Source organism: Nocardioides gilvus (assembly GCF_003194605.1).
GTDB lineage: Bacteria > Actinomycetota > Actinomycetes > Propionibacteriales > Nocardioidaceae > Nocardioides > Nocardioides gilvus.
This window is the reverse complement of sequence record NZ_QHKY01000001.1, coordinates 934,951-960,767: the sequence shown is the minus strand read 5'-3', so window position 1 is coordinate 960,767 and position 25,817 is coordinate 934,951. Positions and strand designations below refer to the sequence as shown.

The following is a 25,817-nucleotide window of genomic DNA, read 5'->3' as shown; positions in this document are numbered from 1 at the left end:
TACCCGGTGAGGTGGCCACTGTTTGGCGAATGTGTGGCGACAAGAGGTCTCCCGCCTTGGTGATTACCCCTCAACAGAGAACGGGATTCGAAAACCGAGTTCTAGTCCGCTGTTCATCAACTCTTGCGCGCCAAATGATTGAGCCCGTGACGTGACCACCCGGATGGCAATGGGCATCGCGCGCGTCGTGTCCGGAACAACTGCAGCCCAAGCAATTCTTCTCTTGGGATCGCTAGTCGTTGCCAGGTTAGTCTCGCCAGAGAGTTTCGGCCTTTTTGCATCCGTCAGCGCAGGAGCGATCATTCTGGGATCGATCGTGAGTTTGCGCCTAGAATTAGCTATTGCAGTGCCGTCGAGACGGGGCGAAGCAGTTGACATCATGACTGTGGCACTGATTTTTTCTATAGTTCTTTCCTTTATTGCGGGACTTGGAGCCCTGGCGTATCCTGCGATCTCCGGGAGTGATTGGTACCCGAAGTCGATTGTTCTATTACTGGCTTACGGTGTGCTCATCGCAGCGACCATGGGTGCTACGTCGGCGATGACTCAGATGGCACTCCGCGACCGGCGATATTCATTGGTCGCGACGAGAGTCGCGGTGCAGGCGCTAGTCACCGTCACTGCCCAAGTCACCCTCTCTGCCTGGGTGCCCGGGGCCCCATCCCTGCTGGCTGGACTATTGACCGGGCAGGTGGCAGGTATTTTTCTTCTCAGGGGTGTGTTTGAGGGTGACGTTAAAATTCCCTCAAAGAAGCAGATTAGGGATCTCTTGGTTCAATACCGTCGTTTCCCTCTGATTTCCGCACCATCTGCAGTCGTAAACACTATGGGACTTCAGACGGCCGTCATCCTCGGCGGCATCTTATGGGGGTCTGCAGCGGCCGGATGGCTAGGAATGACTCAGAGGGTATTAGCGGGTCCCGTCACGGTTGTTGGAAACGCGATCGGACAGGTCTTTATCGGAGAATTCGGAAATCTCATGCGGTGCAGGGACCCGGAGCTCTACAGGCAGTTCCTCCGGGTATCGGCGATCCTGGCTAGTACCGGGGCAATCTTGGCCTCTACAGTATTCGTCCTGGCTCCCCACGTTGCGGGAGTAGTGCTGGGCGACGACTACCGAGAGGTCGGCACATTCTCCCAAGCGCTCGCCTTGGGGATAGCAGGTCAAGTCTTGGCCGGGCCACTTTCCGTGGTACTCCCCATGCTCGGTAGACAATCGTGGCAGGCCATCTGGGACGTCACCAGACTCGGCAGCGTGGTTGGAGGCCTCTTGTCCGTCGCCTCCGTTGGCGGCGGTGTAACGACCGCAATGTGGTGGCTGGGTGGCATCAATTTTACAATGTACGTCCTTCTATGGATTGCATCATGCATTGCAGTGAGGCGGGCTTGCCGCTCGTTTCTTTACCCAGGCGACCCGGTGACCGTCGTGGATGAAATGAGACGAGACGCGTGAATACCCTGGACTTAGCCCTGCTAGGGGTAGGAACGGCCATTGCCTGGCTCGCCTTTACCCTGCCCGCCGTGCGGCGGTCACTGAAGATCAAGATCGCCACGATTTCGGTAATCTATTTTCTATACTCTGGTGTTGGAATTGCCACTGATCCAGGCCTTATGGCAGAGTTTGCATTCCCATACTTTGTTTTCCTTGCCTGTCTGCTGCTGGGTGTCTTGTTAGGTGCACAGCTCAACGTAAAACAAAGATCGCGCAGACCTATTCCTCGAGAAGAAATGAGCGAAAGATGGTGGTCAAACACGTCTGCCTCTTGGCTCGCTGTGATCTATGTAGCGGCAATCATCGGTCAATTGTTTGTAACAGGACGCGCGGGTGAGCTCTTTAATCCAAGCTCGATCCTTCTTGAATCCAACAAAGGTGACGATATATTCGCTGGCAGGCTGAATAGGGGGGAAAATTCAGCGTTTGTAGTACTCGGGTACATGAAGCTTTTGTGTATTCCATTCTTCTACATCGAACTTCAGCGCAAACTAGGATCTCGCTGGATCCTACAGCTACTTCTGCTGTGTGGCGTAACCTACCTTCAGGTGACGGTAGCCGAGCAGTGGGGCCGCGCTGCCCTAGTTCAGCCATTTCTAATTTGGTTATTCGTTCTTTTGGCTCACAAGCGAATCTCGGGCAAGATATTCACCGCCATAATTGTGATGGGCTTCACTGCGGTCGTCCCAATCCTGAATTCCATTACCGTCTGGCGGCAGGGTGGGGATTTCGCGTTGACCGATGGCCTCGGCGCTAACATCTCAGCATTTCAGAAAGCTGAACTGAGTTATCCCAGTCTTTATCCGATCGCTCGCGAAATGGGGGCATCTGGTGAGTACATTGAGAGGTATTTGCTGTGGCTCGTCAGTCTCCCCTTCCCTAGTTCTCTTACGGGGACTTCGTTTAGCGTTTCAAGGGACTTCTCGGAAGAGATCTTGGGCATTACCTATGGCCAGGGAGGTTTCTACGTTCTGCTACCCTCGTGGCTGGGGGAGTCCTTTATTGCTTTTGGTCCATACTTTGCACTATGGGGACTAATTGTAGGAGTACTCATTGGCCTCATGGATCGTTTTCTCTCGAAGACTCCCGAACTCCTGACCTACGATGCATACCTGATGGCCCTCTTATTCGTGTATCTTCGAAGTGTTAGTCAGGAATACATCGCTCAAGCGGTCGCCAGCATGTGGCTCTTGCTTTTCCTTTATGCGCTGAGTCGTCTTCGCCGCGAAAAAACTGGAGCGTCAACCACAGAGGAGGAGATCTCAAAGTGATTGAGGATTCGGCGACCGCTGACCACTCTCGACCCGGAAGCGTCCTATTGGTTTCGCAGTTTTTCGCTCCGCGAAACGAAGTTGCGTCGCTGAGAATGGTGAACTTCGCCACAGGTTTGGCGGATTTGGGCTGGGAAGTTACAGTGCTTACTGTTAAACCCAACCCCTATAATCCGCTCGAGCGACGGTTGGATCTTGACATTCCCGAGCATCGACTTGCCGAGATATCTGTAGTCGCGGTCGATACTCCGCTGGAAGTACGATTTCTCTATGCGGCCAGAGCTTGCGCACACCGAGTTCTTAAGACCTTGCGGTATTTCGGTTCACCACCCGGCGCAGCGCTTAAGCCCGAATCTGACGATATTTCGCCCAATCGACAGTCCACTTTTCCATGGCTGCTTGCTCTTGTTGACCACGGCTACCGGAGGGCGTTTTCTCAGGCTAAGGGCCTGGCGCGCGGGTATGATGCACTGTGGGTTTCTTACGGACCACGTTACATGGTTGATGTCGGGGGACTCTTAGCTGACCGTTTCTCGTCGGCTGGCTTTGTCATGGACGTTCGGGATCCGATCGTGCGCAGTGGTAGCTTTGCGGATCCACGGAGTACAGGTAGGCAGCGTCGAACCGAGGCCAAATTGGCTCAGCGCGCTGATGCCGTGACGCTAGTTTCGGGGCCCTTGTTGGAGAACGCTGTCGCTTTCACGTGCCCGGTTTCCGTAATCTCGAACGGCTTTGGGGAACTTGAAAAGTTGGTTGGGAATCCGGTAGAAGCGCCCGACGTACGGCGTCCTTTCACTCTTTACTACGGGGGACGTCTTTCTCCTGCCCAGGATGCCAGGGCGTTGGCCGCTGCATGTAGAAAGCTGAACGAGACGGTGCCTGTTGTTGTGCAATATGCAGGAACGGATTTCTCCGCTTTTAGCCAAGCGTTTGAGGATCAGAACGCTGGTCAGTTGTTGTCTAACCTTGGTCTTGTGTCTAGACCTGATTCGCTGGCCCACGCAAAAGCCGCGGATGTGGTTGCAGTCTTTTCGTGGAACGATTCTGAAAAGGGGATTCTTACTGGGAAGATTTTCGAGCTTATCGCGCTTAACACGCCGATCGCGGTACTGATGGTAGGCGAGTCGAGGGGATCTGCTCTTAGTGAAATGTTTCAAGGAGACCCTATGCGAAGAGTCTTTGAAACCTCCCTTGATGAAGGTAATGTACAAGAGATCGTGGACTTCCTCATTTCAGCACCGAGATTTGATGAGAACTTTAGGAAAGAATTCCAAGGAATATCGCGATACAAACAATATTCCTATCCGGTGCTGTGCGAAAAGCTGAGTGCAGTTCTAGGTTCCGCAGTCGAGTCGCGCAAGTTGGCCAGTAGGCAGGCAGGCGACGACCAACGGTGATGGGGACTGCCCCGAGCTCTATTGACACCTTGGCCTGCCCCATAGGTTGGTTTCCAATTTCGGAGATGAGTCGAAGGCTTGGCTGAAAGGCTTCGACCGTGCCTCGTCCCTACCCACCCGAGTGCCGCGCGTGTGCCGTCGCACTGATCCGTTCCGGCGAACAGGTCAAGCAAACCGCCTACGAGTTCGCATCAGCGCAGGGTGCCTGCACAACTGGGTCGCCAAGACCAGATCGACCGCGGCGAGCGCCCCGGCATCAGCACCAGCGAGGCAAGTGAGCTCCGAACCGCCCGGCGTCGCATTCGCGAACTCGAGACCGAGCTCGCCATCGTCCGACAGGCGGCGAAGTTCCTGGACTAGGAGAAGCCCCACGCAAAAGGGGCTCACCCGGTTATCGACCGGTTGGCCGGTGCCGGGATGCCCGTTGATGTCGCTTGTCGAGTCCTCGGGGTCTCACGCCAGGGCTACTACCGCCAACAGCGCCGGCCGTTGTCGGCGGCCCAGATGCGTCGCCAATGGCTGACCGGCCTGATCCGGGAGGTGCACGTCGCGTCCAGAGGCACCTATGGCTACCGTCGAGTCCACGCCGAACTCACGTTAACGATGGACGTTCAGGGCAGCACGCGACTGGTGTCGGTGCTGATGACGCAGGCGGGGATCTACGGCCTGCCAGGCCCGGCACGAACGAAACGGCACAAGGGCTTCGCGTCCTTAGGGGACTTGGTCAACTGCAAATTCCATCGGTGCGCCCCAACGAGCTGTGGGTCACCGACATCACGGAGCATCCCATGCGTGAAGGGAAGGTCTTCTGTGCCGCCGTTCTGGACGCCTACAGCCGCCGGATCGCGGGCCGGTCCATCGATTCGCGCCAAGACGCCACGCTCGTCGTCAACGCCCTCGCATGGCCATCCGCAACCGCCAATCCGACCCAGGCGGCATCGTCCACGCGGACCACGGCGCCCAGGGCGGATTCAACCGGTCGTCGCAACACCTTGACTTCGGAGGTCTTCGAGGATGGCGACGTGTCGCGTGCCGGGTGTGATGGAGGCTCTCATTCCACGGAAGGATGAGAGTCATGGGAGCACCGAGGAAGTACCCCGACGAGCTTCGGGAGCGAGCGATCCGGATGGCGGTCGATCTGCGACGGGTTCCGGCGACGAGGACCGGTGCGCTGCGCCGTGTCGGCGAGCAATTGGGGATCAACCCCGAGACGTTGCGCAACTGGGTACAGCAGGCCGAGATCGACGAGGGCAGCCGTCCGGGCGTGACGACCGCAGAGGGCCAGCGGATCACCGAGTTGGAGCGTGAGGTCAAGGAACTTCGTCGCGCCAACGAGATCTTGAAGACGGCCTCGGCGTTTTTCGCCGCGGCGGAGCTCGACCGCAAGTTGAAGTGACTACGACGGTGCTCATCGACTACATCGATGAGCACCGGATGAGGTTCGGGGTCGAGCCGATCTGCACCGTCCTGCGCCAGGCCGGGATGCCGATCGCCCCGAGCAGCTACTACGCCGCGAAGACCCGCCCGCCATCGGCGCGGGCTTTGGCTGACCGCAAGCACGTCGAGGTCCTGCGACGAGTCCACGCCGACAACTACGGCGTCTACGGGGTCCGCAAGATGCACGCCGAGCTCAACCGTCGTGGGCATCGGATCGCCAGGTGCACCGTGCACCGGTTGATGCGCGTCGAGGGGTTGCGTGGGATCAGCCGGGCCAAGGGGCCTAGGAACACGGTCCCGGGCAAGGGTCCCGACACCCGTCCGGATCTGTTGGACCGCGACTTCCATGCACCCGCACCGAACCGGGTCTGGGTCGCGGACATCACCTACTGCCGCACCTTCGCCGGGTGGGTGTACGCCGCGTTCGTCATCGACGTCTACTCCCGCCGCGTGGTCGGCTGGCAGCTGTCGAAGAGCCTGCGCACCGACCTGGCGCTGGACGCCCTCGAGATGGGCCTGTGGACCCGCGCCCACGCCGGTCACGACACCACCGGCGTCATCGCGCACTCGGACAAGGGAGTCCAGTACCTCGCGGTGCGCTACACCCAGCGGCTGGCCGAGGCCGGCGCTGTCGCGTCGGTCGGCTCGACCGGGGACTCATATGACAACGCTCTGGCCGAGGCGTTCAACTCGCTGTTCAAGGCCGAACTGGTCCGCAACCGCGGACCCTGGAAGAGCATCGACGACCTGGAGATCGCCGTCGCGGAGTACGTCGACTGGTTCAACCACCGGCGCCTTCACGGCGAGATCGGCATGATCCCGCCCGTCGAGTTCGAGGACACCCACTACCGTCACAACCCCGCACCGACTACCGTCGGCGCGTCACTTCAGAGCCTCCACTGAACCCGGCACGCGACAGTACCGCGCTGGCGTGGCTCAGTGGAAAGCTCAGCAGGCAGCGAAGCGTCCCAAGACCGCGAAGCTCGTGAGCAACGAACGGCTGCGGGAGTACGTGCAGGATCGGCTCGCGGGCAACGTCCGCCGCCCGGACGGTACGATCGTGCCCGGGCCGACACCACCCGCGTGGAAGGGGCTGAACAAGCCGCGTCGTCAGGACCGAAGGTGGTCGACGGCTTGGAGTCCGGAGCAGATCGCCCAACGCCTGAAGGTCGAGTTCCCCGATGATGAGTCCATGCGCATCAGTCACGAGGCGATCTACCAGTCGCTGTTCATCGAGGGGCGTGGTGCGCTCAAACGCGAGCTTGTCGCCTGTCTGCGCACCGGGCGCGCGTTGCGGGAGCCACGGGCGCGATCCCAGAACAAGGCGCAGGGGCACGTGAGTGCTGATGTCGTCCTCAGCGAACGTCCCGCTGAAGCCGGTGACCGGGCCGTCCCGGGCCACTGGGAGGGCGATCTGATCATCGGCACGGGCCGGTCGGCGATCGGCACACTCGTCGAGCGCAGCAGTCGCTCAACGCTCCTGGTGCATCTGCCGCGACTGGAGGGCTGGGGAGAGAAGCCCTACGTGAAGAACGGGCCCTCGCTAGGCGGGTACGGTGCCGTCGCGATGAACGCCGCGCTGACCGCGTCGATGACCAAGTTGCCTGAGCAGCTGCGAAAGACGCTGACGTGGGATCGTGGCAAGGAGCTTTCCGGGCATGCGCTCTTCGCGTTGGAGACCGGCACGAAGGTGTTCTTCGCCGACCCGCACTCGCCGTGGCAGCGGCCGAGCAACGAGAACACCAATGGCCTGTTGCGGCAGTATTTCCCCAAGGGCACTGATCTGTCGCGCTGGTCGGCCGAGGACCTGGAGGCCGTCGCCTATGCGCTCAACAATCGGCCCCGCAAGGTCCTCGGCTGGAAGACACCCGCCGAGGTCTTCGAGGAGCAACTACGATCTCTTCAACAACCCGGTGTTGCATCGACCAGTTGAACTCACCCAGTTCACCTCGTGGGCGTTCGGTGAGCGGATCCGAGGCTGTTGTCGCTGCCGGGTGAATCCTGACCCTCTGGTGCCGATCGAACCTTGACCCCCTCGGCACTGTGAGGGAGTGATCATGACTGAGGACTGGGCTGAGATTCGACGGCTGCACAAGTCGGAGCAGATGAGCATCAAGGCGATCGTGCGGAAGACGGGGCTGGCCAGGAACACGGTCCGTGCGGCGTTGGCCTCGAACACGCCACCGAAGTACGGGCGGGACCCGGCCGGGTCGATGCTCGATGTCTACGAGCCGCGGATCCGGGAGTTGTTGGCGCAGTTCCCCTCGATGCCGGCCACGGTGATCGCCGAGCGGATCGGGTGGACGAACTCGTCGTCGGTGCTGCGGGCCAAGGCCGCGCAATTGCGTCCGCTGTACGCCCCGACCGACCCTGCGGACCGCACGACCTACGTTGCAGGTGAGATCGTGCAGTGCGACCTGTGGTTCCCCGGCAAGGTCATCCCCGTCGATGCTCCGGCGGCGTCGAAGACCGCGGGCTGGGTCGGTGGCAGGCCGACGGCGGACCTTCCGGTGCTGACCATGGTCGCGGCGTTTTCGGGGTTCATCATGGCGACGCTGCTGCCGACCAGGAAGACCGGCGATCTGGTGGCTGGGATGTGGCAGCTCCTTGCTGGGTTGGGTGGGGTCCCGAAGATCTTGGTGTGGGACAACGAGGCTGGCATCGGTCAGCACCACCGTCTGACGTTGGGTGCCAGGTCGTTCGCTGGCACGTTGGGGACACGGATCTATCAGACCGCGGCCCGTGACCCCGAAGCCAAGGGGGTCGTGGAGCGGGCCAACGGGTTCTTGGAGACTTCCTTCATGCCCGGGCGCGAGTTCGAGTCCCCGGGCGACTACAACACCCAGCTCACGGGCTGGTTACCGCGCGCGAACGCCCGGGTGTTGCGCCGCACTGGGGAGCAGCCCGGGGTCCGGGTCGCTGCTGATGTCGCAGCGATGGGGGTGCTGCCACCGATCGCGCCGTCGGTGGGCACTACCGTCCGGGTCCGGCTGGGCCGCGACTATTACGTGCGCATCGCGGGGAACGACTACTCGGTCGACCCAGGCGTGATCGGCCGGTTCGTCGATGTCCACGCCGGTCTGGACACCGTCACGATCACCTGTGCCGGCACCCCGGTGGGGGCCCATCAGCGGTGCTGGTCGAGCCACCAGACGATCACCGACCCAGTCCACGTGAGCACCGCTGCCGGGCTACGGACCGCGTTCAAGGCGCGCACTGCTGACATGCGTGGCCCCACCACCAGACAGTCAAGTGGGGTCGGTGCGGTCGTTGGTGTGCGGGCGTTGAGCGACTACGACGCCCTGTTCGACCTGACCCCCACTGTCACCGACGAAGCGGCCGTGGCCGCGCGTGCGCGACTCGAGGTAGTGCGATGACCTCGGCGCCCGGCAAGGACCTGGTCAGTGAGGTCGCGTTCCTGGCCCGTGAACTCAAGACCCCGGTGATCAACGAGACCTTCGCTGTCCTGGGCGACCAGGCCCGCGCCGAGGGCTGGTCACACGAGGAGTACCTGGCTGCGGTGCTGGGCCGCCAGGTCGCCTCACGGACCGCGAACGGGACCCGGATGAGGATCGCGGCCGCGCACTTCCCCGCGATCAAGACCATCGAGGACTTCACCTTCGACCACGTCCCTGCCGCGACCCGCGACGTCCTCGCGCACATGAGCACCACCACGTTCATCGCCAAACGCGACAACGTCGTCCTCCTCGGACCGCCCGGGACAGGGAAAACACACCTAGCGATCGCGCTGGCGATCAAGGCCGCCGAAGCGTCCTATCCAGTCGCGTTCAACTCTGCGACCGGATGGATCACCCGACTGGGTGCTGCGCACGACAAGGGCCAGTTGGAACGTGAACTGCGCAAGCTCAACCGATACCGACTGCTGGTCATAGACGAGGTCGGCTACCTGCCCTTCGACACCGCCGCCGCGTCGCTGTTCTTCCAACTCATCGCCAGCCGCTACGAGACCGGCTCGGTCGTGGTCACCTCGAACCTGGCGTTCTCACGCTGGGGCGAGACCCTCGGCGACGACGTAGTCGCCGCAGCCACCATCGACCGCCTGGTCCACCACGCCCACGTCATCGCGCTGGACGGCGAGTCCTACCGCACCCGCGGACACCAAACCGGACCGCCCCCAGCCACACGCACCAAGACCATCTAGCACCAACAAACCGCTCGAAGGGGGTCAGTTTTCGGTCGGCAGCAGGGGGTCAGTTTTGGACCGGCGTTGACAGCGCAGGCCTGCTCCCATCGTTCGGCACTGTCGGCGACGCGCTGGACAGTGCCATGATGGAAAGCTTCTGGTCCTCGATGCAGATCGAACTCTTGAACCGCCGCAAGTGGAAGACCCGGGTCGAACTGGCGAACGCCATCTTTGAGGACATCGAGCTCTTCTACAACCGCCAACGACGCCACTCCGCGCTGGGCTACAAGACACCGATCGAGTTCGAGCTAGCCTCACCCGCAGACACCGTTTCCGCCTGAAGACTCATCACCACGAGTGGAGACCAAGGCGTGGGGCAGGTCGGAGTGTCAACCAGACTGGGGGCAGTCCCTCCGGTCACTGACGCGCCGACAACCCCGGAGATGCCTACTCATCTGGGAATGAGCCGGGAAACGCAGCGCTACACCACGACTGGGACTTGATCTGGATCTGATCCACGACTTCAACAAGAACGGGCATCCTGGGTGCACATTTGTTGCGCGGACGATTTGGTTGAATATGCGCCTGTCTTAGACGCTATGTGAGTGAAGTAGGCAGCGGTTTTACGGAATCGACCGCGCTGGGTTACCCGCAACCCGAACATTGGGCGGGACGTCACGAATTACGACCGCGCCGAGCCCGACCGTTGCATGCGCGTGAACCGTGACCTTATTCATGATGACGCTCTGTGGTGCAATCCAAGCATTCTCTCCGACTTGCGCGCTGCCACAGAGTACCGCGCCCGCAATGATGAAGGCGCCTCTGCCTATGTGAGCGTTGTGGGCTATGAAAACAGCGTCGTCAATCTTGACATCCGACCCTATGGTGGTTGGGTTCACTGTTCCTTGACAAATCGCTACGTGGCTGCCGATTTCCACACGGTCTCCGATTTCGACGCCGCCTACGTGAGCAATGCGGATGGGTTTTGAGTCATTTGCCACCTCGAATCCAAAGCCGCTATTGCCCACTGATGTGTGGTTAGAGAGGATGCAATCCGACCCGATCTTGACTCCAGAATGGACTCGGACGTGGGAGCCAATAATTGTTCGCGGCCCGATCTCAACCGCTTCGTCAATTTGAGTGAAATGTCCGACGCTTGCCGTGGGGTCTATCGAAACATCCGCGTGAATTATTGCTGTGCTGGCAATGCCAGTAACTATGTTGCTGGGAACAATTTCATTTGACGCCACGGCAAAGGCCAGTCTCGGGCGTTCTACGGCAATGCAGTTCTCGGGCCAAGATGTTTCTGCTGTCGGAACAAGGAATACAGTCGACGGCGACGACTCGACAATAGATCGCGCCGACGGGCTGTCCACCTTGATGAAGGCGAGGTGGCCGGGGCGCGGGTTACTGCTATCGCAGATTCCCTCCAGCTGAGCATCAGTGCCACCGGACAGTCCAAACATTGACCACAAGTCGACGGACTTCACGACGACTCCCGGGAAACCAAAGAAATGACTTCAAAGGCCTCTGCAAACTCCAGGCCGGATTGTAGGCCGTAGAATTTTCCGGATGCCTCGAGAGAATCGCGCTGCACGTAGGGGCGTTCCAGTTCGTGTTGGGTTCGGTAGCTCTTAAGCATGAGTATTTTCTTCTCAATGTCCGCGCGGCCCACTTCGACAAAAAAATTGGTAATTAGTCTTCTTGAATTCCATGGTGTCTGGTATCCAAGAATATTTCGATTGCGGAATGCTCGCACGGATTCTGCATGCACGACTTCGTGGTCTTGATGTGTGTCGCAACTATTCATGGTCAGGATCAGGTCGGGATTAAACTCGCGTCGCAAATCTATCAGTGTGTCGAGAATTTCTTGACGATGACTGCCAAAATTTCGTACGGGCTTGTTAAAGCAATAGGTGTTTATTGTATCGATACCGAGAGTTTTCATCGCAGCTCGATACTCGAGTTCCATCACATCTTCAGGGGTCCCGGGTGGGCGACTCAACTCGGCGCGGGAAAACGCAGCGGTTGCGATTGTTGCGCCTTCGCGATGGAGACGGCTGAGGGTTGCTCCACATCCGAGTTCGATGTCATCTGTATGTGCCCCAATCGCGAGGACTCGTTTTGCGCCTATCATCAGGGGACGCCTATTACGTGGACGGGGATTGTGAAGTTCGCCTGTTGGATGACTCGACGGCCGTCAAGAATTAACCTCGCCCCAGGAATGTCTTTGGGACGCAGGTCTTCGTAAGACGCGTGGTCAGTATGCAGAATTATGGCGTCAACGGGCGTTCCAAGAGTGTGTGGTTGAAGGCCCAAGAATTCTAGTTCCGCATCAGTGTAGAGCGGGTCATGGACTGTCGTTACAGCTCCCCTATCTTGCAAACTCCGTACGAGGTCGAAGACGCCCGAGAAGGCCGTCTCCTTGACTTGGCCGCGGTAAGCGGCGCCCAGAACGGCTACATGTGCCCCGTCAATGGATCCGTACTCGCGCTCGAGACGGTTGACAGCGTGTACAGGCATTGAAGCATTGGCGTTACGCGCTGCGCTGACCACCGTTGCGTCTGGATCGTTTGCCAGATATAGCCGCGGGTAGACAGGGATGCAATGCCCACCCACGGAGATGCCGGGCCTGTGTATGTGGCTGAACGGCTGTGAGTTGCATGCGTCGATCACTTGGTGGACGTCGATTCCTGCTGTTTCCGCGAACATAGCGAACTGGTTCGCTAGGGCAATGTTCACGTCGCGGTAGGTGGTTTCAGCCAGTTTGGCAAGCTCGGACGCTTCCGCGCTGCCAAGGCCCCACACTCCATTGGGTCGGGTGAGGTCGGATCGTTGGTCAAAGTCGAGCACAGACTCATAAAACTCTCGTGCGCGATCTTCTCCGCACTCAGAAAGCCCTCCGACCAATTTGGGGTACTTGCGCAGGTCCTCAAACACCCGACCCGTCAGCACTCGTTCGGGGGAGAAGACAAGGTGGAAGTCCGTCCCCTCGACGAGGCCACTGATCTCTTCGATCATCGGCTTCCATCGAGTTCGGGTGGTGCCAACGGGGAGTGTCGTCTCGTAACTGACCAGGGTGCCCGGAGTCAGATGGGCGGCGAGGTCGCGAGTGGCCGAGTCCATCCACCCGAAGTCGGGCTTGCTGTCAGCGTCCACGAACAGAGGGACGACGATCACGATGGCATCCGCGTCGGGGATGCCCTCCGCGTAGTTCGTGGTCGCTCGTAGATTGCCTGCGGGGACCAGGCGTGCCAAGTACTCATCCAAGTGGGCTTCGCCGGGGAACGGGACCTCTCCGGCGTTGATCGTGTCGACCGTCTGGGTGTTCACGTCCACCCCGACGACATGGTGGCCCTTGTCAGCGAACTGGGCCGCGAGGGGGAGACCGATCTTCCCCATACCAATGACTGCAATCTTCATGTTCATATGTCCTGTTCGATTGAAACGGTGCGCTCTTCCCGAGCTGACAAGATGCAGGCATCCGCGACCATGACGGTGCGCATGCCTTCACGCATCGTGACCACGTCCTGTCGCGTACCGCGCACCGCATCGCGGAAGGCCTCGTGCTGCACTTTCAGGGGCTCCGGCTTGGGGATGGCGAAGCGAGTACTGTTGCCTTCGGTCACGCCGCGGAAGGTGGAGATTTGGTCCCACTCAGTGGCGACGAGACCGTTCTCGTGGAACGTGAGGTCTGCGTTGAGGGTGTCCGCCACGAACGTGCCCTTCTCACCGGTGACGATGGTGAGGCGTTCCTTGAGAGGCGAGAGCCAGTTGACCAGGTGGCTGACCACGGTGCCGCCAGCTGTCTTGGCGGTCACGGAGATGAGGTCCTCGTGAGGCCGCCCGCTCTTGTGGGCCGTGTGGGCCGAGACGGTCTTGTACTTGTCCTGGAGCACCCAGGCGGTGAGGTCGATGTCGTGGGTGGCAAGGTCCTTGACCACTCCGACGTCGGCTATGCGGTTCGGGAAGGGACCCTGACGCCGGGTGGCGACCTGGTAGATGCTTCCGAGATCGCCGTTGTCCAGTCGAGCGCGGAGGGCGACCAGTGCCGGGTTGCAACGCTCGATGTGACCCACGGCGTTGACGAGCCCGGCGGCCTCGAATGCCTCGACGAGTTGCTTGGACTCGGGGCCGTCGGTGGCCAGCGGCTTCTCGATGAGGGTATGCACCCCGGCAGCGGCCAGCTCCAGTCCGGTGGCGAGGTGGTAGACGGTGGGAGTGGCAACGACCGCCATGTCGATGCCGATCGCGATCATCTCGGCAACGGTGTCGACGACCGTGGCGGTGCCAGCCATGCCGTGCTTGTCGCCGGCGGGGTCAGCCACGGCAACCAGGTCGAGCCCCTCGATCGAACGCAGCACTCGGGCGTGGTTGCGGCCCATCATGCCAATGCCGACGAGGCCTACACGCAGATCAGACATCAGGAACCAGCCTTCGCGAGAGTGTTGACGGCGTGCACGATGCGTTCGAGGCCAGCTTCGTCCACGGACGGGTGCACGGGGAGAGAGAGGCACTCACGGGCGGCAGCGGCCGTCTCCGGGAGTTCGACGTCGACCTGGAAGGGGGCCAGTTGGTGGTTGGGGGTCGGGTAGAACATGCCTGAGCCGATGTTAAATTCGGACTTCAGGGCGGCTGCGAGGCCGTCCCGGTCCTGAGGTACGCGCACCGTGTACTGGTGGTAGACGTGCACTGCCCCATCCGCGACGTGGGGAACCTGGACGCCCTGGAGGCTCTCGCTCAGGAAAGCGGCGTTCGACTGTCGCGTGGCAGTCCAGGCGCCCACCTTAGTCAGTTGGACGCGCCCGATCGCGGCGTGGATGTCGGTCATGCGGTTGTTGAAGCCGACGACCTCGTTCTCGTACTGACGCTCCATGCCCTGGTTGCGGTAGAGGCGCATGTTGCGCTCGATCTCCGCGTTGACGACGGAGACCATGCCGCCCTCACCAGAGGTCATGTTCTTGGTCGGGTACATCGAGAACATGCCGAAGTCACCGAACCCGCCTACAGGCGTGCCGTCCAGCGAAGCGCCGTGAGCTTGGGCGGCGTCCTCGAAGATCTTCAGGCCATGGCGATCAGCGATCTCCTGAAGGGCCTTCATGTCGGCGGGGTGGCCGTACAGGTGCACAGGCATGATCGCGACGGTGCGTTCGGTGATCGATGCTTCCACGCTCTGGGGGTCGAGGCAGAAACTCACGGGGTCGATGTCAGCGAAGACGGGCGTGGCCCCGGTCAGCGCGACCGAGTTCGCTGTGGCGGCGAAAGTGAAGGAAGGAACGATCACTTCGTCCCCAGCCTTGACACCGGCCGACAGCAGTCCGAGGTGCAGTCCCGAAGTGCCGGAGTTGACCGCGACGCAGGCACGATCCAGACCGAAATGTTGCGCGAACTCCTGCTCGAAGGCTGCGACCTCGGGACCCTGAGCGATCATGCCGCTGCGCATGACGCGGTCAACAGCCTCCCGCTCCTCGTCGCCGATGATCGGCTTGGCAGGGGGAATGAACTCGTTCACGGTCTCAGCCTTTCTCAACGGCCAGGCGACCGTCAGATTCGATGTAGGTCTCGCCGGTGTCAGGGCAAATGAAACGACTGGGCGACTCTTCGTTCAATCGGTGGCCGGTCTTGCCGACCCATCCGAGTTGACGGGCGGGGACACCGGCAACAAGAGCGTGATCGGGGACGTCCTTGGTCACCACGGAACCCGCGGCGACCAGAGCCCAGGCGCCGATCGTCACTGGGGCGACGCAGACCGAGCGCGCGCCGATCGCGGCGCCGGTGCGGATCTCGACTCCAGTCGGGTCCCAGTCGGAGGCCGACTTGATGGTGCCGTCCGGATTGATGGCCCGGGGATAAGTGTCGTTGGTCAACACCACAGCCGGGCCAATGAAGACACCGTCCTCGAGAGTGGCCGGCTCGTACAGCAACGCGTAGTTCTGCACCTTGCAGTTGTCGCCCAAGGTGACGCCACTGCCGACGTAGGCACCCCGGCCGATGATGCAATTGTCACCGAGACGAGCGTCTTCGCGGACCTGGGCGAGATGCCAGACCGATGAGCCATCTCCGACGGTGGCGGTCTCATGGACTTCAGCGCTGTCGACAATGCGGACAGACAATTTCCAACCTTCCCCAACTGTGCGCCGCGGAGCAAGAACTGCGACCGATCGCCACAGATTGTGTCAGACGGCCGGACCCACACAGTTTCGGCGCCGCAAAATTGGACGGTGTCGAGGGGAGTGATGACGTCAGGTCCGCAGGCCGTCGCTGTGTGACGAACGAAGAACGCGGGTGCCAGGCCGAAGCCCGACACCCGCGTTGACGACGTACAGAATCAGCTCGCGCCGATGATCATCCCAGCGCCGACCGTCACGCCGGTCCCCTCATCAATCAGGATGAACGACCCGGTGGTCCGGTTCTTCGCATACTCGTCCACCAGCAGTGGGACCGTCGTACGCAGCTTGACGCGGCCGATCTCGTTGAGCCCGAGCTCGCCGGTGTCCTGGTCCCGGTGCAGGGAGTTGATGTCCAACCTGTACTGGATGTCCTTGACCAGGGCGCGAGCGGTGCGGGTGGTGTGCTTGATGGCGAGCTTCTGGCCTTGGCGCAGCGGCTCGTTGGTCATCCAGCAGACCATCGCGTCGATGTCCTGGCTCGGCTTCGGGGCGTTGTTGACGCGGGCGATCATGTCGCCGCGGCTCACGTCGACGTCGTCCTCGAGACGCACCGTGACCGACATCGGCGGGAAGGCCTGACGGACCTCGCCCTCGAAGGTGTCGATGGCGGCAATCTTCGAGGTCATGCCGCTGGGCAGCACGATGACCTCGTCGCCCTTCTTCATCACGCCGCTGGCCACCATGCCGGCATAACCGCGGTAGTCGTGGAAGTCGTCCGACTTGGGACGGATCACGTACTGCACCGGGAAGCGGACGTCGACCAGGTCGCGGTCGCTGGCCACGTGCACGTGCTCCAGGTGGTGCATCAGGGTGGGGCCCTGGTACCAAGGCGTGTTCTGCGAGCGGTTGACCACGTTGTCGCCCTGGAGCGCCGAGATCGGGATGACCTCGAGGTCGGGGATGTTGAGCTTGGTCGCAAACTGGGTGAACTCGGCGTGGATCTTGTTGTAGATCTCCTCGTCCCAGCCGACCAGGTCCATTTTGTTGATCGCCAGCACCAGGTGGGGCACCCGCAGCAGGCTCAGGAGCACTGCGTGGCGACGCGACTGCTCGGTCAGGCCGTTGCGGGCATCGACCAGCACCAGACCCAGGTCGGCGGTCGACGCACCGGTCACCATGTTGCGGGTGTACTGGATGTGGCCGGGGGTGTCCGCGATGATGAACTTGCGCTGCGGGGTCGCGAAGTAGCGGTAGGCCACGTCGATGGTGATGCCCTGCTCGCGCTCCGAGCGCAGACCGTCGGTCAGGAGCGACAAGTCGACATAGTCGTCGCCACGGTCCGAGGACGTCTTCTCGACGGCCTCGAGCTGGTCGGCGAAGATCGACTTGGAGTCGTACAGAAGCCGACCGATCAGGGTCGACTTGCCGTCGTCCACGGAGCCGGCGGTGGCGAAACGCAGCAGGTCCATCCGCGGCTTCTCAGTCGTGATCTCTGGGGTGGCCATCAGAAGTAGCCTTCCTTCTTGCGGTCTTCCATGGCTGCCTCGGAGAAGCGGTCGTCGCCACGGGTCGCGCCGCGTTCGGTCAGACGGGCCACCGAGATCTCCTCGATGATCGCGTCCAGCGTGCTGGCCTCGGACTCCACGCACCCGGTCAGGGTCATGTCGCCGCACGTACGGAATCGGACGGTGCGCTCGGAGACGGTCTCGCCGTTGCGCAGCGGGTTGAGCGGAGTCTCGGTCATCAGCATGCCGTCGCGCTCGAAGACGCGACGCTGGTGGGCGAAGTAGATCTGGGGGATCTCGATCTCCTCGCGGCGGATGTAGTCCCAGATGTCCAGCTCGGTCCAGTTGGAGATCGGGAAGATGCGCATGTGCTCACCGGCGTGCAGACGGCCGTTGTAGAGGCTCCACAACTCGGGACGCTGCATCTTCGGGTCCCACTGGCCGAACTCGTCACGGTGGGAGTAGACGCGCTCCTTGGCGCGGGCCTTCTCCTCGTCGCGGCGACCGCCACCGAAGGCGGCAGTGAAGCCGTTCTCTTCGATCGCGTTGAGCAGCGTCGGGGTCTGCAGCCGGTTGCGCGAGGTCTTGCCGTCGTCGGTCACGATGCCGCGGGCGATCGCGTCGTCGATGGAGGCGACCACGAGCTTGACGCCCAGACGGTCGACCCAACGATCGCGGGTCACGGCGACCTCGGGGAAGTCCAGGCCGTTGTCGATCTGCAGGATCGGGAAGGGGATCTTCGCCGGGTGGAACGCCTTCTCCGCGAGGCGGAGCATGACGATGGAGTCCTTGCCGCCGGAAAACATCAGGACCGGCTTCTCGAACTCGGCGGCGACCTCACGGAAGATGTGGATCGACTCCGCCTCGAGCTGGTCCAGCTGGCTCAGCTGGTAGTCGGAGTGGGTCTGGGTCATGGTGATTCTCTGGGGCCTCTCATCGGGACAGCAGCGGCCATCGTAGCCCTGCCTGTTGGGCGTCCTTGACACGTCTTGGCGCTCGGCTACGTACGCTCCCTCACGCGCCGCCTGCGCGCGGACGCCTCCGGCACGTCGAGCTCCTCCACCGTGGGCGCACCGAACATCGGCAACCCGACCGTGCGGCGGATCAGGCCCCACGCCAGCGGGAGCAGCACGACCACCGCCAGGCCGACACCGATGATCAGCATCGGGTAGGTCTCGTCGGGTCCGGCGCCCAGCGGCGCCCACCCGGCCTTGTCGAGCAGCGCGACCCCCGACATGGTCAGCACCACGACGATGGCGCGACGGATGAACGACTGGCGGATGCGCGGAGCGAGCTTGGAGCCCAGGATCGTGCCCGGCACCGAGCCGAGGATCAGCGGGATGGTGATGCCCAGGTCGAGGCCGTGGATGGCGATGTTGGCGATCGCCGCGGCCAGCACCAGCGGGACCGCCTGCACCAGGTCGGTGCCGACCAGACGGACCGCGCTCAGGCCCGGGTAGAGCATCAGCAGGCAGATCATGATGACCGAGCCCGACCCGACGCTGGTGATGCCCACCAGGAGCCCGCCGGCGACGCCGACGAGGAAGGTCGGCAGCGGCTTGATGGCGGGGTCGTCATCCTCGACCTGGGTGCCCTTGCGCACCCGCAGGAGGTTGACGTAGAGCCGGGCGGCGTAGGTGGCGGCGGCGAGCAGAAGGGCGAAACCGATGCTCAGCTTCAGCACCCGGTCGAGTTGTTCGGGTGAGTCGGTGAACCACGAGACCAGGTAGGGCCCGAGCAGGGCGGTGGGCACCGACCCGAGGATCAACCACTTGGCCAACGCCATGTTGGGCGAGCCCTCGCGCTTGTGCACGATCGCGCCGCTGGTCTTGTAGACCGCCGCAGCCGTGAGGTCGGCCGTCACCACGGTCGCGGTGTCACCCACCCCCAGGAAGATCAGCGCCGGCGTCATCAGGGCGCCGCCGCCCATGCCGGTGAGACCGACGACGATGCCGACCACGAAGCCGGCGATCATCACCGAGAAGAAGGACCAGGTGGCCCAGTCGAGGAGCGTCAGTGCGTCCATCAGCGCCGCACGGCTCCCACCAGGGAGGGCAGCGCCACCTCGAGCATCGCGGTGATCTTCTTCGCGGCGGCCGCGGTCGGCTCAGGGCCCCGGCGGTAGGGGTCCTTGATGTCGTTGTCGGCCGTGCTGCGAGCGCGGAAGTGGCCCGCGTGCTCGATCAGCGCCCGCCCGGTGAGGTGGGTCGACGCCGCGGTCTCCGCGAATTGACCCAGGGTGAAGATCTTGCGGAACTCCCCGGGATACAGCGAGACCAGGTCGGTGACGTGGCTCTGCTCCGCGGTCAGCACCAGGTCGGCCGCGGCCAACAACTCCGCGCTCGTCGGATAGCTGCGGTGCCGCTCGCCGGAGACCCCCTCGGGCAGGAGCGCCTCGATGACGGGGTCCATCTTCTTTCCCTTCACCGCCTCCGTGCCGGTCGAGGCCACGTCGAGGGCGTTGCCCACCATCGAGATCGTGAGCAGCTCCATGAAGGCAGAACGGCACACGTTGGCGGTGCAGACGAAGAGCACGCTGAGGGTTTCGTGGGGGAGTGAATGAGCTGCGTGCGCAGGGGCCGGCTCAGGGGCCGACGGGACCGACTGGACCGACGAGACAGGCGGGACGATCAGCGGCGCACTCGTCGAGGCGTGCGTGGGCGCGGGGACGCTCGCGGGGGCGACGGTGTCGGGTGCGGTCAAGGTGGGGGACGAGTGGCGTACGTCGAGCACACCGGCCGCCGACAGTGCATCGAGGACGTCGTCGAGGGCGGCCTCCACGCTGCGGCCGGTGGTGTCGACGCGCACATCGGCGTCCTCGGGCTCCTCGTAGGGAGAGGAGATCCCGGTGAACTCCGGGATCTCGCCGCGACGGGCCTTCGCGTACAGCCCCTTGCGGTCGCGGCGCTCACACTCCTCGACCGGCGTCGCGACGTGGACCAGGAAGAACGTGCCGCCGGCGGCCTCGACCATCGCGCGCACCTCGTCGCGGGTCTGCGCAAAGGGGGCGATCGGGCTCACCACCGCCAGACCGCCGTGGCGGGCGACCTCGGCGGCCACCCAGCCGATGCGCCGGATGTTGGTCTCCCGGTCCTCCTTGCTGAAGGAGAGCCCCGACGAGAGGGTGCGGCGTACGACGTCGCCGTCCAGGCTGGTGACGCTGCGTTCACCGGACTCCAGGACCCGGTCGATCAGCGCCCGGGCCAGAGTCGACTTGCCACTGCCGGAGAGACCAGTGAAGAAGAGGACCAGGCCGCGCTCGGCCGGGCCCTTGCGCGCGCGGGAGAGGACCGCGGCGACGGCGGCCGGGTAGTCGCCCAAGTCAGGCTCGGAGTCGCGCGCCGCCAGCGGCCAGACCGGGTCTCCAGCGGCGTACGCCGCCACCACCCGCTCCTGGAGTCGGGCGTCGGCGCGCTCGTCGCCGTGCGCGGCCAGCGGCACCGCGACGACAACGGCGTCGCTCAGCGACTCGGTCGCCGCCAGGGTTGCGCGCAGCAGGTCGACGCGGGGGAGTGAGCCGGTGCCCGTGCCCACGAGGGCGAGCAGCACCAGCGGACCGCGACGGTTGAGACGGCTCAGCTCGAGCGTGGTGAGCGGTGCGGTGACCGGGATCCAGTTACGACCCGCGTACGCAGCTCGCGCCTCGGCCGGCGTCAGGTGCAAGCGGCGGAAGGGGCCGTGCTCGGGGTGGGAGAGCGGCGTGAGGTCACCCGACGGCTCGAGTCGGGCCAACGGCAGGCCCTCGGGGTCGACCAGCTCGACGGTCTGCCCGACCAGGTGCTCGGGGAGGTCGAGAGTGACGAGAGCGTCGAAGGCCGCCGGGTCGTCGAAACGGCGGCGGGGCGCCAGGGCGCCGCTCAGCAGCAGTTCGAGATCATCCAGCTCGCGCGGCGTGGGGCAGAACTGGGGAACGGGGGCGGACACCGGCCCATCATGCCAAAGGTCCACCAATCTGCTGGACGAACGCGTATTGAATGGACCGCTCGTCTCGACCAGCGTCCGGTCGTACCGCAAATGCGGCAAACGCTGCGGGTGACTCGTCTCACGGTCGCGCCTGCTTGCAAACTGCTAACAATTGTTAGCACAATGGAGGGGTGAGCACACGGGACCCTGACGCAGCAGTCGAGAAGGCGGAGAAGATGTCCGTCCTCGGCAAGACCGCTGCTGCGGGAGCCCAGGTCAGTGCCCAGGTGGGCGCTGGCGTGGGAGCAGGGGTCGGCAAGGTGGGAGAGATCCTCAAGGAACAGCGCCTTGCCTCCCGGCTCTCGCTGCGACAGCTGGCCGACCTGGCCGGCGTCTCCAACCCTTACCTGAGCCAGATCGAACGCGGACTGCGCAAGCCCTCGGCCGAGGTGCTCAACCAGCTCGCGAAGGCGCTGCGGATCTCTGCCGAACAGCTCTACGTGCACGCCGGACTGATGAGCCCCGACAGCGCCGCGATCTCGTCCACCAGCGTCGAGGCAGCAGTGCTCTCCGACACCCGACTCAACCCGAGCCAGCGTCAGACGCTGCTCGAGATCCACGCGTCCTTCATCGCCGTGAACAGGCACGTCGACACCGCGCGCAAAGGCGACTGAAGCCACCCACACGTACGACCCGCTGGAGGGGCAGGTCGACATCCACACAGGAGGAACCACCATGGCCACCATCACCAAGCTCGACGTCAAGGCTGTCACCGAGAAGCTCGACGTCAAGACCGTCACCGCCGAAGCCAGCCGCGTCTTCTACGCAGGCGTCGGCGCCAACGCCCTCGCCGTCGCCACCGTGCGCGACGTCGTCTCCGACGTCGCCAGCAAGGCCACCGCTCGCATCACCGGTGTCCAGAAGGACATCGAGACCCGCGTCGCCGACGTCCAGAGCAACGTGAAGTCGATCGACCTCGACCCGCAGACGCTGCGCACCCAGGCCACCGGCGTGGTCAGCAGTCGCGTCGAGGCGCTCACCAAGGACGCCAAGGCCCGCCGCGAGGCCATCGAGTCCCGCGTGGCCGAGCTCCAGGGCGAGGTCAAGACCTACCCGGGCAAGGTGCAGGAGATCCTCGACGACAGCGTCGACTTCGTCACCGAGCAGTACGCCGCTCTCGCCGAGCGTGGCGAGCTGGTCGTCACCCGTCTTCGCAAGCAGCAGGCCGCCACGATCGAGAAGGGTGCCGCCCAGGTCAAGTCCCGCGCCGCGACCCAGAAGCGCAGCGCCGCGGCCACCGAGGGTGCCTCGTCGGTCAAGGAGTCGGTGAAGAAGGCTCCCGCCAAGGCTGCCCCCGGCAAGCCGACCAACTCTGTCAAGGCGAAGCCCGCTGCGAAGCCGGCCGCGAAGAAGGCCCCGGCCAAGCCCGCCGCCAAGCCGGCCCCCGCCAAGACGGCGACGACCACCGCCGGCGCGAAGCTGCCGAAGCCGGCCGCGAAGCCTGCCGCCAAGAAGGCTCCGGCCAAGAAGGCCCCCGTGGCCAAGGCGCCGTCGGCCAAGGCCGCCACCACGGGTCCGGCCGAGGCCGGTCTGGCTCCCAAGGCTGCGGCCAAGGCGCCCGCCCAGGCCGCCGAGGTCAAGACCACGACCACAACCACGACGAAGGCCTGACCCTTCGGCGTACGCGCCACGCAACACCTCCACGGGAGCCCGGTGACCACATGTCACCGGGCTCCTGTGCTGTGTCGCCTACGCTTGCCCCGTGAACGTCTTCGATCTCCAGGGCCTGGTCCTCTACGTCGCGTTCTTCATCGCGCTCGGCGTCAAGGGCTTCGCCCTCGTCACCGCGATCGGCTTCCAGGCCGAGGCCTACACCGCAGCCTCCAAGCTCACCAAGGTGACGTGGTGTGCCTTCCTTGCCCTGGGTCTGGTCGCGCAGCTCATCTCGATGAATCCGCTCGGCCTGATCAACATCGTCTTCCTCGTCGTCGCCTTCGTCTACCTGGCCGACGTGCGCCCCGCGCTGCAGCAGGTCACCGGCCGCACCGGTCGTTGAGGGTTTCACTTCTGGAACGGCTTGCGGGCACAGCAGGCGATGCGTGAGAGACTGCCTGCGGTAAACGCCTGACGTGCGGGCGCGGCTGTGTCGCGCACCGTCCGAGGGTTCGACAGTCGCAACTTGGGAGATGAATCACTGGTGTCTGACTGGATGCTGCGCATGCAACCTCGGAAGACATTGTTGGTGTCGGGCTTCGACGTGGTTGCCTGGATCGGGGCCTTCCTCGTCTGGACCGCCCTCCGTCTCGAGGGCTCCCTCTCCGGCGATCACTGGCTTGCCGCGCTGGCCCTCGGTGCGGTGGCCGCCGCGATGCACCTGGCCCTCGGCTTCACCGTGCACCTGCACCAGGGGCGCTCCCGTCTCGCCTCCCTGGAGGAGGCGATGCTGCTCGCCGTTGTCACCGGCGCGGTCGGCCTCATCCTCTACGTCGCCAACCTAGGGCAGGTCTGGGTGCCGCGCAGCGTGCCTGCCGGCGCAGCGCTCCTGACCCTGGTGGTCACCCTGAGCGGCCGGGCGCTGTGGCGTCGGCTCAAGGAGAGCGCTCGCGGACGAGAGATCGCCGAAGGCACCACCCGGGTCCTGCTGATCGGGGCGGGTGAGTCGGCCTACGACCTGGTGATCTCGATGCTCCGCGACCCGGCCAAGCGCTGGCGCCCGGTCGCGATGCTCGACGACGACCCGGCCAAGCGGCACTACCGCATCCGTGGCGTCCAGGTGCTCGGCACCACCGACCAACTGGCCCGGGTGGCCCGCGAGACCGAGGTTGACACGGTTGTCATCGCGATCCCGAGCGCCGACTCCGCCACGATCGCCAGGTTCAACCTCGCCGGCGTCCAGGCCGGGCTCAAGGTGAAGGTGCTGCCCGCCCCGACCGAGATACTCGACGAGCACGTCGGGATCCGCGACATCCGTGACATCGACCTGCACGACGTGCTGGGCCGCAACCAACTCGACACCGACATCGAGTCGATCGCCGACTACATCGCCGGCAAGCGGGTCCTGGTGACCGGCGCCGGTGGCTCCATCGGCTCCGAGCTCTGCCGCCAGATCAGCCGCTTCGGTCCGTCCGACCTGATGATGCTCGACCGCGACGAGTCGGCCCTGCACTCCGTGCAGCTCTCCATCAGTGGACGAGCACTGCTCGACGGCGACGACGTCATCCTCAACGACATCCGCGACATCGACGCGCTGCGCGAGATCTTCCAGAGCCGCCGCCCCGAGGTCGTCTTCCACGCCGCTGCCCTGAAGCACCTGCCGATGTTGGAGCAGTTCCCCGCCGAAGCCGTGAAGACCAACGTGCTCGGCACCCGCAACGTCCTCCAGGTCTCCCGTGAGGTCGGCGTCGAACGCTTCGTCAACATCTCCACCGACAAGGCCGCCAACCCGGCCAGCGTCCTGGGCTACTCCAAGCGGATCGCCGAGAAGATCACCGCCGAGACCGCGGTGCACGACCCCGGGGCCTACCTCTCGGTGCGCTTCGGCAACGTGCTCGGGTCGCGCGGCTCGGTCCTGACCGCCTTCGCCTCCCAGATCGCCGCCGGGGGACCGGTGACCGTCACGGACCCCGACGTCACCCGCTACTTCATGACCATCGTCGAGGCCTGCCAGCTGACCGTGCAGGCCGCCGCCATCGGTGAGCCGGGCGAGGCCCTGGTGCTCGATATGGGCCAGCCGATCAAGATCCTCGACGTCGCCAAGCAGCTGATCGAGCAGTCCGGGCGACCGATCCGGATCGAGTTCACCGGGCTGCGCGAGGGCGAGAAGATGCACGAGGAGCTCTTCGCCGACGACGAGCCCCAGGACGTGCGTCCGCGGCACCCGTCGGTCTCGCACGTGCCGGTGCCGGGTGTGCACGACGCCGACGTCGACGCGCTGCCACTGGGTGGGGACCGTCGCGAGATCATCGAGGCGCTCCGCAAACTCTCCTGAGTCGGCGTCGCGACCGGGTGCCCCTTACTTCCGGGTAACCAATAGGGCAGGATGCAACAGTCGACCGTGGAGCTCGCGGTCGGGCTACCCTTGAGCACGCCCTCACGGGTGGAGAGCAGAGCGGAGAGAGCACATGGCACTGGAGTCCGAAGATCGCCCCTGGGGGTCCTGGCACGTCATCGACGACGGCCAGGGTTACAAGGTCAAGCGCATCCACGTGAAGCCGGGTCAGCGCCTCTCCTACCAGACTCACAACCACCGCTCCGAGCACTGGGTCGTCATCTTCGGGATGGCCACCTGCGTGATCGACGGCGAGACCGTGGTCGCCGGGCCGGGACAGTCAGTCGACGTGGCGAAGGGCGCCGCCCACCGGATCACCAACCAGCACGCCGAAGAGCTGGTGATCATCGAGGTGCAGCATGGCGCCTACACCGGTGAGGACGACATCTGCCGGCTCGAGGACGACTACGGTCGCGAAGAGGCCGGCGCCACCGCTTCCTGAGGCATCGCTCGCCCCTGGCCGGCCTTGTGCCGCCCCGAGGAGTCACCAAGTGACGCCTGTAGGCCGCA

General features: G+C 63.7%; 21 protein-coding genes, 3 pseudogenes and 1 other annotated feature. Of the genes and pseudogenes, 15 read left to right on the top strand and 9 right to left on the bottom strand.

Annotated features, from left to right (window positions below):
* Positions 1-151: 151 nt before the first annotated feature.
* From DNK52_RS04665 to DNK52_RS16255, 10 genes and pseudogenes are all read left to right on the top strand, one after another.
* Positions 152-1,453, top strand: a complete 1,302-nt coding sequence (locus DNK52_RS04665) for a lipopolysaccharide biosynthesis protein (RefSeq protein WP_110239754.1) — start codon at positions 152-154, stop codon at positions 1,451-1,453.
* Positions 1,450-2,763 carry a hypothetical protein gene (locus tag DNK52_RS15960; RefSeq protein WP_162598604.1) on the top strand — a complete coding sequence of 438 codons (1,314 nt, stop codon included), beginning with the start codon at positions 1,450-1,452 and terminating at the stop codon, positions 2,761-2,763. Before DNK52_RS04665 ends, DNK52_RS15960 begins: the two co-directional genes overlap by 4 nt.
* Positions 2,764-2,858: 95 nt before the next feature.
* Positions 2,859-4,160: a glycosyltransferase family protein gene (locus DNK52_RS04655; protein ID WP_110239752.1), complete on the top strand. Its 1,302-nt coding sequence runs from the start codon at positions 2,859-2,861 to the stop codon at positions 4,158-4,160.
* Positions 4,161-4,258: 98 nt separating this feature from the next.
* Positions 4,259-5,124: pseudogene (locus DNK52_RS16260) on the top strand (IS3 family transposase); the annotation flags it as partial.
* Positions 5,125-5,235: 111 nt separating this feature from the next.
* Positions 5,236-6,500, top strand: a protein-coding gene (locus DNK52_RS04645; RefSeq protein WP_110239750.1) for an IS3 family transposase whose coding sequence is annotated in 2 segments (ribosomal slippage) — positions 5,236-5,527 and positions 5,527-6,500 — 1,266 coding nt in all. Because the reading frame shifts where the segments join, the coding sequence is not laid out codon by codon here.
* Positions 5,514-5,657 (top strand) — a sequence feature (AL1L pseudoknot). (Overlaps the previous gene by 144 nt.)
* A 10-nt stretch (positions 6,501-6,510) precedes the next feature.
* Positions 6,511-7,530: pseudogene (locus DNK52_RS04640) on the top strand (IS30 family transposase); the annotation flags it as partial.
* 118 nt (positions 7,531-7,648) lie between these two features.
* On the top strand, positions 7,649-8,974 hold the full coding sequence (gene istA / locus DNK52_RS04635) for an IS21 family transposase (RefSeq protein WP_110239749.1): 1,326 nt from the start codon (positions 7,649-7,651) through the stop codon (positions 8,972-8,974).
* Positions 8,971-9,759, top strand: a complete 789-nt coding sequence (istB, locus tag DNK52_RS04630) for an IS21-like element helper ATPase IstB (protein WP_110239748.1) — start codon at positions 8,971-8,973, stop codon at positions 9,757-9,759. Before istA ends, istB begins: the two co-directional genes overlap by 4 nt.
* Positions 9,744-10,082, top strand: a pseudogene (locus DNK52_RS04625) (integrase core domain-containing protein); the annotation flags it as partial. The gene istB and the pseudogene DNK52_RS04625, both read left to right, overlap by 16 nt.
* A 369-nt stretch (positions 10,083-10,451) precedes the next feature.
* Positions 10,452-10,730: a hypothetical protein gene (locus DNK52_RS16255; RefSeq protein ID WP_239455382.1), complete on the top strand. Its 279-nt coding sequence runs from the start codon at positions 10,452-10,454 to the stop codon at positions 10,728-10,730.
* 497 nt (positions 10,731-11,227) lie between these two features.
* Here DNK52_RS16255 and DNK52_RS04615 read toward each other — a convergent pair whose 3' ends face one another.
* From DNK52_RS04615 to cysC, 9 genes are all read right to left on the bottom strand, one after another.
* A complete protein-coding gene (locus tag DNK52_RS04615) occupies positions 11,228-11,878 on the bottom strand; it encodes a PIG-L deacetylase family protein (protein WP_110239746.1) in 651 nt (216 codons plus the stop codon).
* A complete protein-coding gene (locus tag DNK52_RS04610) occupies positions 11,878-13,164 on the bottom strand; it encodes a nucleotide sugar dehydrogenase (protein WP_110239745.1) in 1,287 nt (428 codons plus the stop codon). Before DNK52_RS04610 ends, DNK52_RS04615 begins: the two co-directional genes overlap by 1 nt.
* 2 nt (positions 13,165-13,166) lie before the next feature.
* Positions 13,167-14,165, bottom strand: a complete 999-nt coding sequence (locus tag DNK52_RS04605) for a Gfo/Idh/MocA family protein (RefSeq protein WP_110239744.1) — start codon at positions 14,163-14,165, stop codon at positions 13,167-13,169.
* Positions 14,165-15,253 carry a DegT/DnrJ/EryC1/StrS family aminotransferase gene (locus tag DNK52_RS04600; protein ID WP_110239743.1) on the bottom strand — a complete coding sequence of 363 codons (1,089 nt, stop codon included), beginning with the start codon at positions 15,251-15,253 and terminating at the stop codon, positions 14,165-14,167. The genes DNK52_RS04605 and DNK52_RS04600 overlap by 1 nt, the downstream gene beginning before the upstream one ends.
* 4 nt (positions 15,254-15,257) lie before the next feature.
* Positions 15,258-15,854 (bottom strand): acyltransferase, encoded by a 597-nt coding sequence (locus DNK52_RS04595; RefSeq protein ID WP_110239742.1) that lies wholly within the window; start codon positions 15,852-15,854, stop codon positions 15,258-15,260.
* Between the two features lie 215 nt (positions 15,855-16,069).
* Entirely contained in the window at positions 16,070-17,356 is a 1,287-nt protein-coding gene (gene cysN, locus DNK52_RS04590; RefSeq protein WP_110239741.1) for a sulfate adenylyltransferase subunit CysN, read from the bottom strand.
* The gene (gene cysD, locus DNK52_RS04585) at positions 17,356-18,270 is read right to left on the bottom strand and encodes a sulfate adenylyltransferase subunit CysD (RefSeq protein ID WP_110239740.1); all 915 of its coding nucleotides are present in this window, start codon (positions 18,268-18,270) and stop codon (positions 17,356-17,358) included. Before cysD ends, cysN begins: the two co-directional genes overlap by 1 nt.
* 86 nt (positions 18,271-18,356) lie before the next feature.
* A complete protein-coding gene (locus DNK52_RS04580; protein WP_110239739.1) occupies positions 18,357-19,382 on the bottom strand; it encodes a sulfite exporter TauE/SafE family protein in 1,026 nt (341 codons plus the stop codon).
* A complete protein-coding gene (gene cysC, locus DNK52_RS04575; protein ID WP_110239738.1) occupies positions 19,382-21,280 on the bottom strand; it encodes an adenylyl-sulfate kinase in 1,899 nt (632 codons plus the stop codon). The genes DNK52_RS04580 and cysC overlap by 1 nt, the downstream gene beginning before the upstream one ends.
* Before the next feature lie 170 nt (positions 21,281-21,450).
* Here cysC and DNK52_RS04570 point away from each other — a divergent pair, with 170 nt between their 5' ends.
* The 5 genes from DNK52_RS04570 to DNK52_RS04550 all read left to right on the top strand — a co-directional run bounded on the left by DNK52_RS04570 (position 21,451) and on the right by DNK52_RS04550 (position 25,749).
* Positions 21,451-21,933 carry a helix-turn-helix domain-containing protein gene (locus DNK52_RS04570; RefSeq protein ID WP_239455381.1) on the top strand — a complete coding sequence of 161 codons (483 nt, stop codon included), beginning with the start codon at positions 21,451-21,453 and terminating at the stop codon, positions 21,931-21,933.
* Positions 21,934-21,994: 61 nt separating this feature from the next.
* On the top strand, positions 21,995-22,930 hold the full coding sequence (locus DNK52_RS04565) for a hypothetical protein (RefSeq protein WP_110239737.1): 936 nt from the start codon (positions 21,995-21,997) through the stop codon (positions 22,928-22,930).
* Between the two features lie 91 nt (positions 22,931-23,021).
* Positions 23,022-23,315 carry a DUF2516 family protein gene (locus tag DNK52_RS04560; RefSeq protein WP_162598602.1) on the top strand — a complete coding sequence of 98 codons (294 nt, stop codon included), beginning with the start codon at positions 23,022-23,024 and terminating at the stop codon, positions 23,313-23,315.
* Positions 23,316-23,477: 162 nt separating this feature from the next.
* Positions 23,478-25,247 (top strand): nucleoside-diphosphate sugar epimerase/dehydratase, encoded by a 1,770-nt coding sequence (locus tag DNK52_RS04555; RefSeq protein WP_204163363.1) that lies wholly within the window; start codon positions 23,478-23,480, stop codon positions 25,245-25,247.
* A gap of 133 nt (positions 25,248-25,380) precedes the next feature.
* Entirely contained in the window at positions 25,381-25,749 is a 369-nt protein-coding gene (locus DNK52_RS04550) for a phosphomannose isomerase type II C-terminal cupin domain (RefSeq protein WP_204163362.1), read from the top strand.
* Positions 25,750-25,817 lie beyond the last annotated feature (68 nt).

Bases quoted from the DNA above. Each gene is read 5' to 3' on its own strand.
- istB (WP_110239748.1), top strand. From the start codon at position 8,971: ATGACCTCGGCGCCCGGCAAGGACCTGGTCAGTGAGGTCGCGTTCCTG.
- DNK52_RS04555 (WP_204163363.1), top strand. From the start codon at position 23,478: ATGCAACCTCGGAAGACATTGTTGGTGTCGGGCTTCGACGTGGTTGCC.
- cysN (WP_110239741.1), bottom strand. From the start codon at position 17,356: ATGGCCACCCCAGAGATCACGACTGAGAAGCCGCGGATGGACCTGCTG.
- DNK52_RS16255 (WP_239455382.1), top strand. From the start codon at position 10,452: ATGCGCGTGAACCGTGACCTTATTCATGATGACGCTCTGTGGTGCAAT.
- DNK52_RS04550 (WP_204163362.1), top strand. From the start codon at position 25,381: ATGGCACTGGAGTCCGAAGATCGCCCCTGGGGGTCCTGGCACGTCATC.
- DNK52_RS04565 (WP_110239737.1), top strand. From the start codon at position 21,995: ATGGCCACCATCACCAAGCTCGACGTCAAGGCTGTCACCGAGAAGCTC.
- cysD (WP_110239740.1), bottom strand. From the start codon at position 18,270: ATGACCCAGACCCACTCCGACTACCAGCTGAGCCAGCTGGACCAGCTC.
- DNK52_RS04580 (WP_110239739.1), bottom strand. From the start codon at position 19,382: ATGGACGCACTGACGCTCCTCGACTGGGCCACCTGGTCCTTCTTCTCG.
- DNK52_RS04610 (WP_110239745.1), bottom strand. From the start codon at position 13,164: ATGAAGATTGCAGTCATTGGTATGGGGAAGATCGGTCTCCCCCTCGCG.
- DNK52_RS04655 (WP_110239752.1), top strand. From the start codon at position 2,859: ATGGTGAACTTCGCCACAGGTTTGGCGGATTTGGGCTGGGAAGTTACA.
- DNK52_RS04615 (WP_110239746.1), bottom strand. From the start codon at position 11,878: ATGATAGGCGCAAAACGAGTCCTCGCGATTGGGGCACATACAGATGAC.
- DNK52_RS04605 (WP_110239744.1), bottom strand. From the start codon at position 14,165: ATGTCTGATCTGCGTGTAGGCCTCGTCGGCATTGGCATGATGGGCCGC.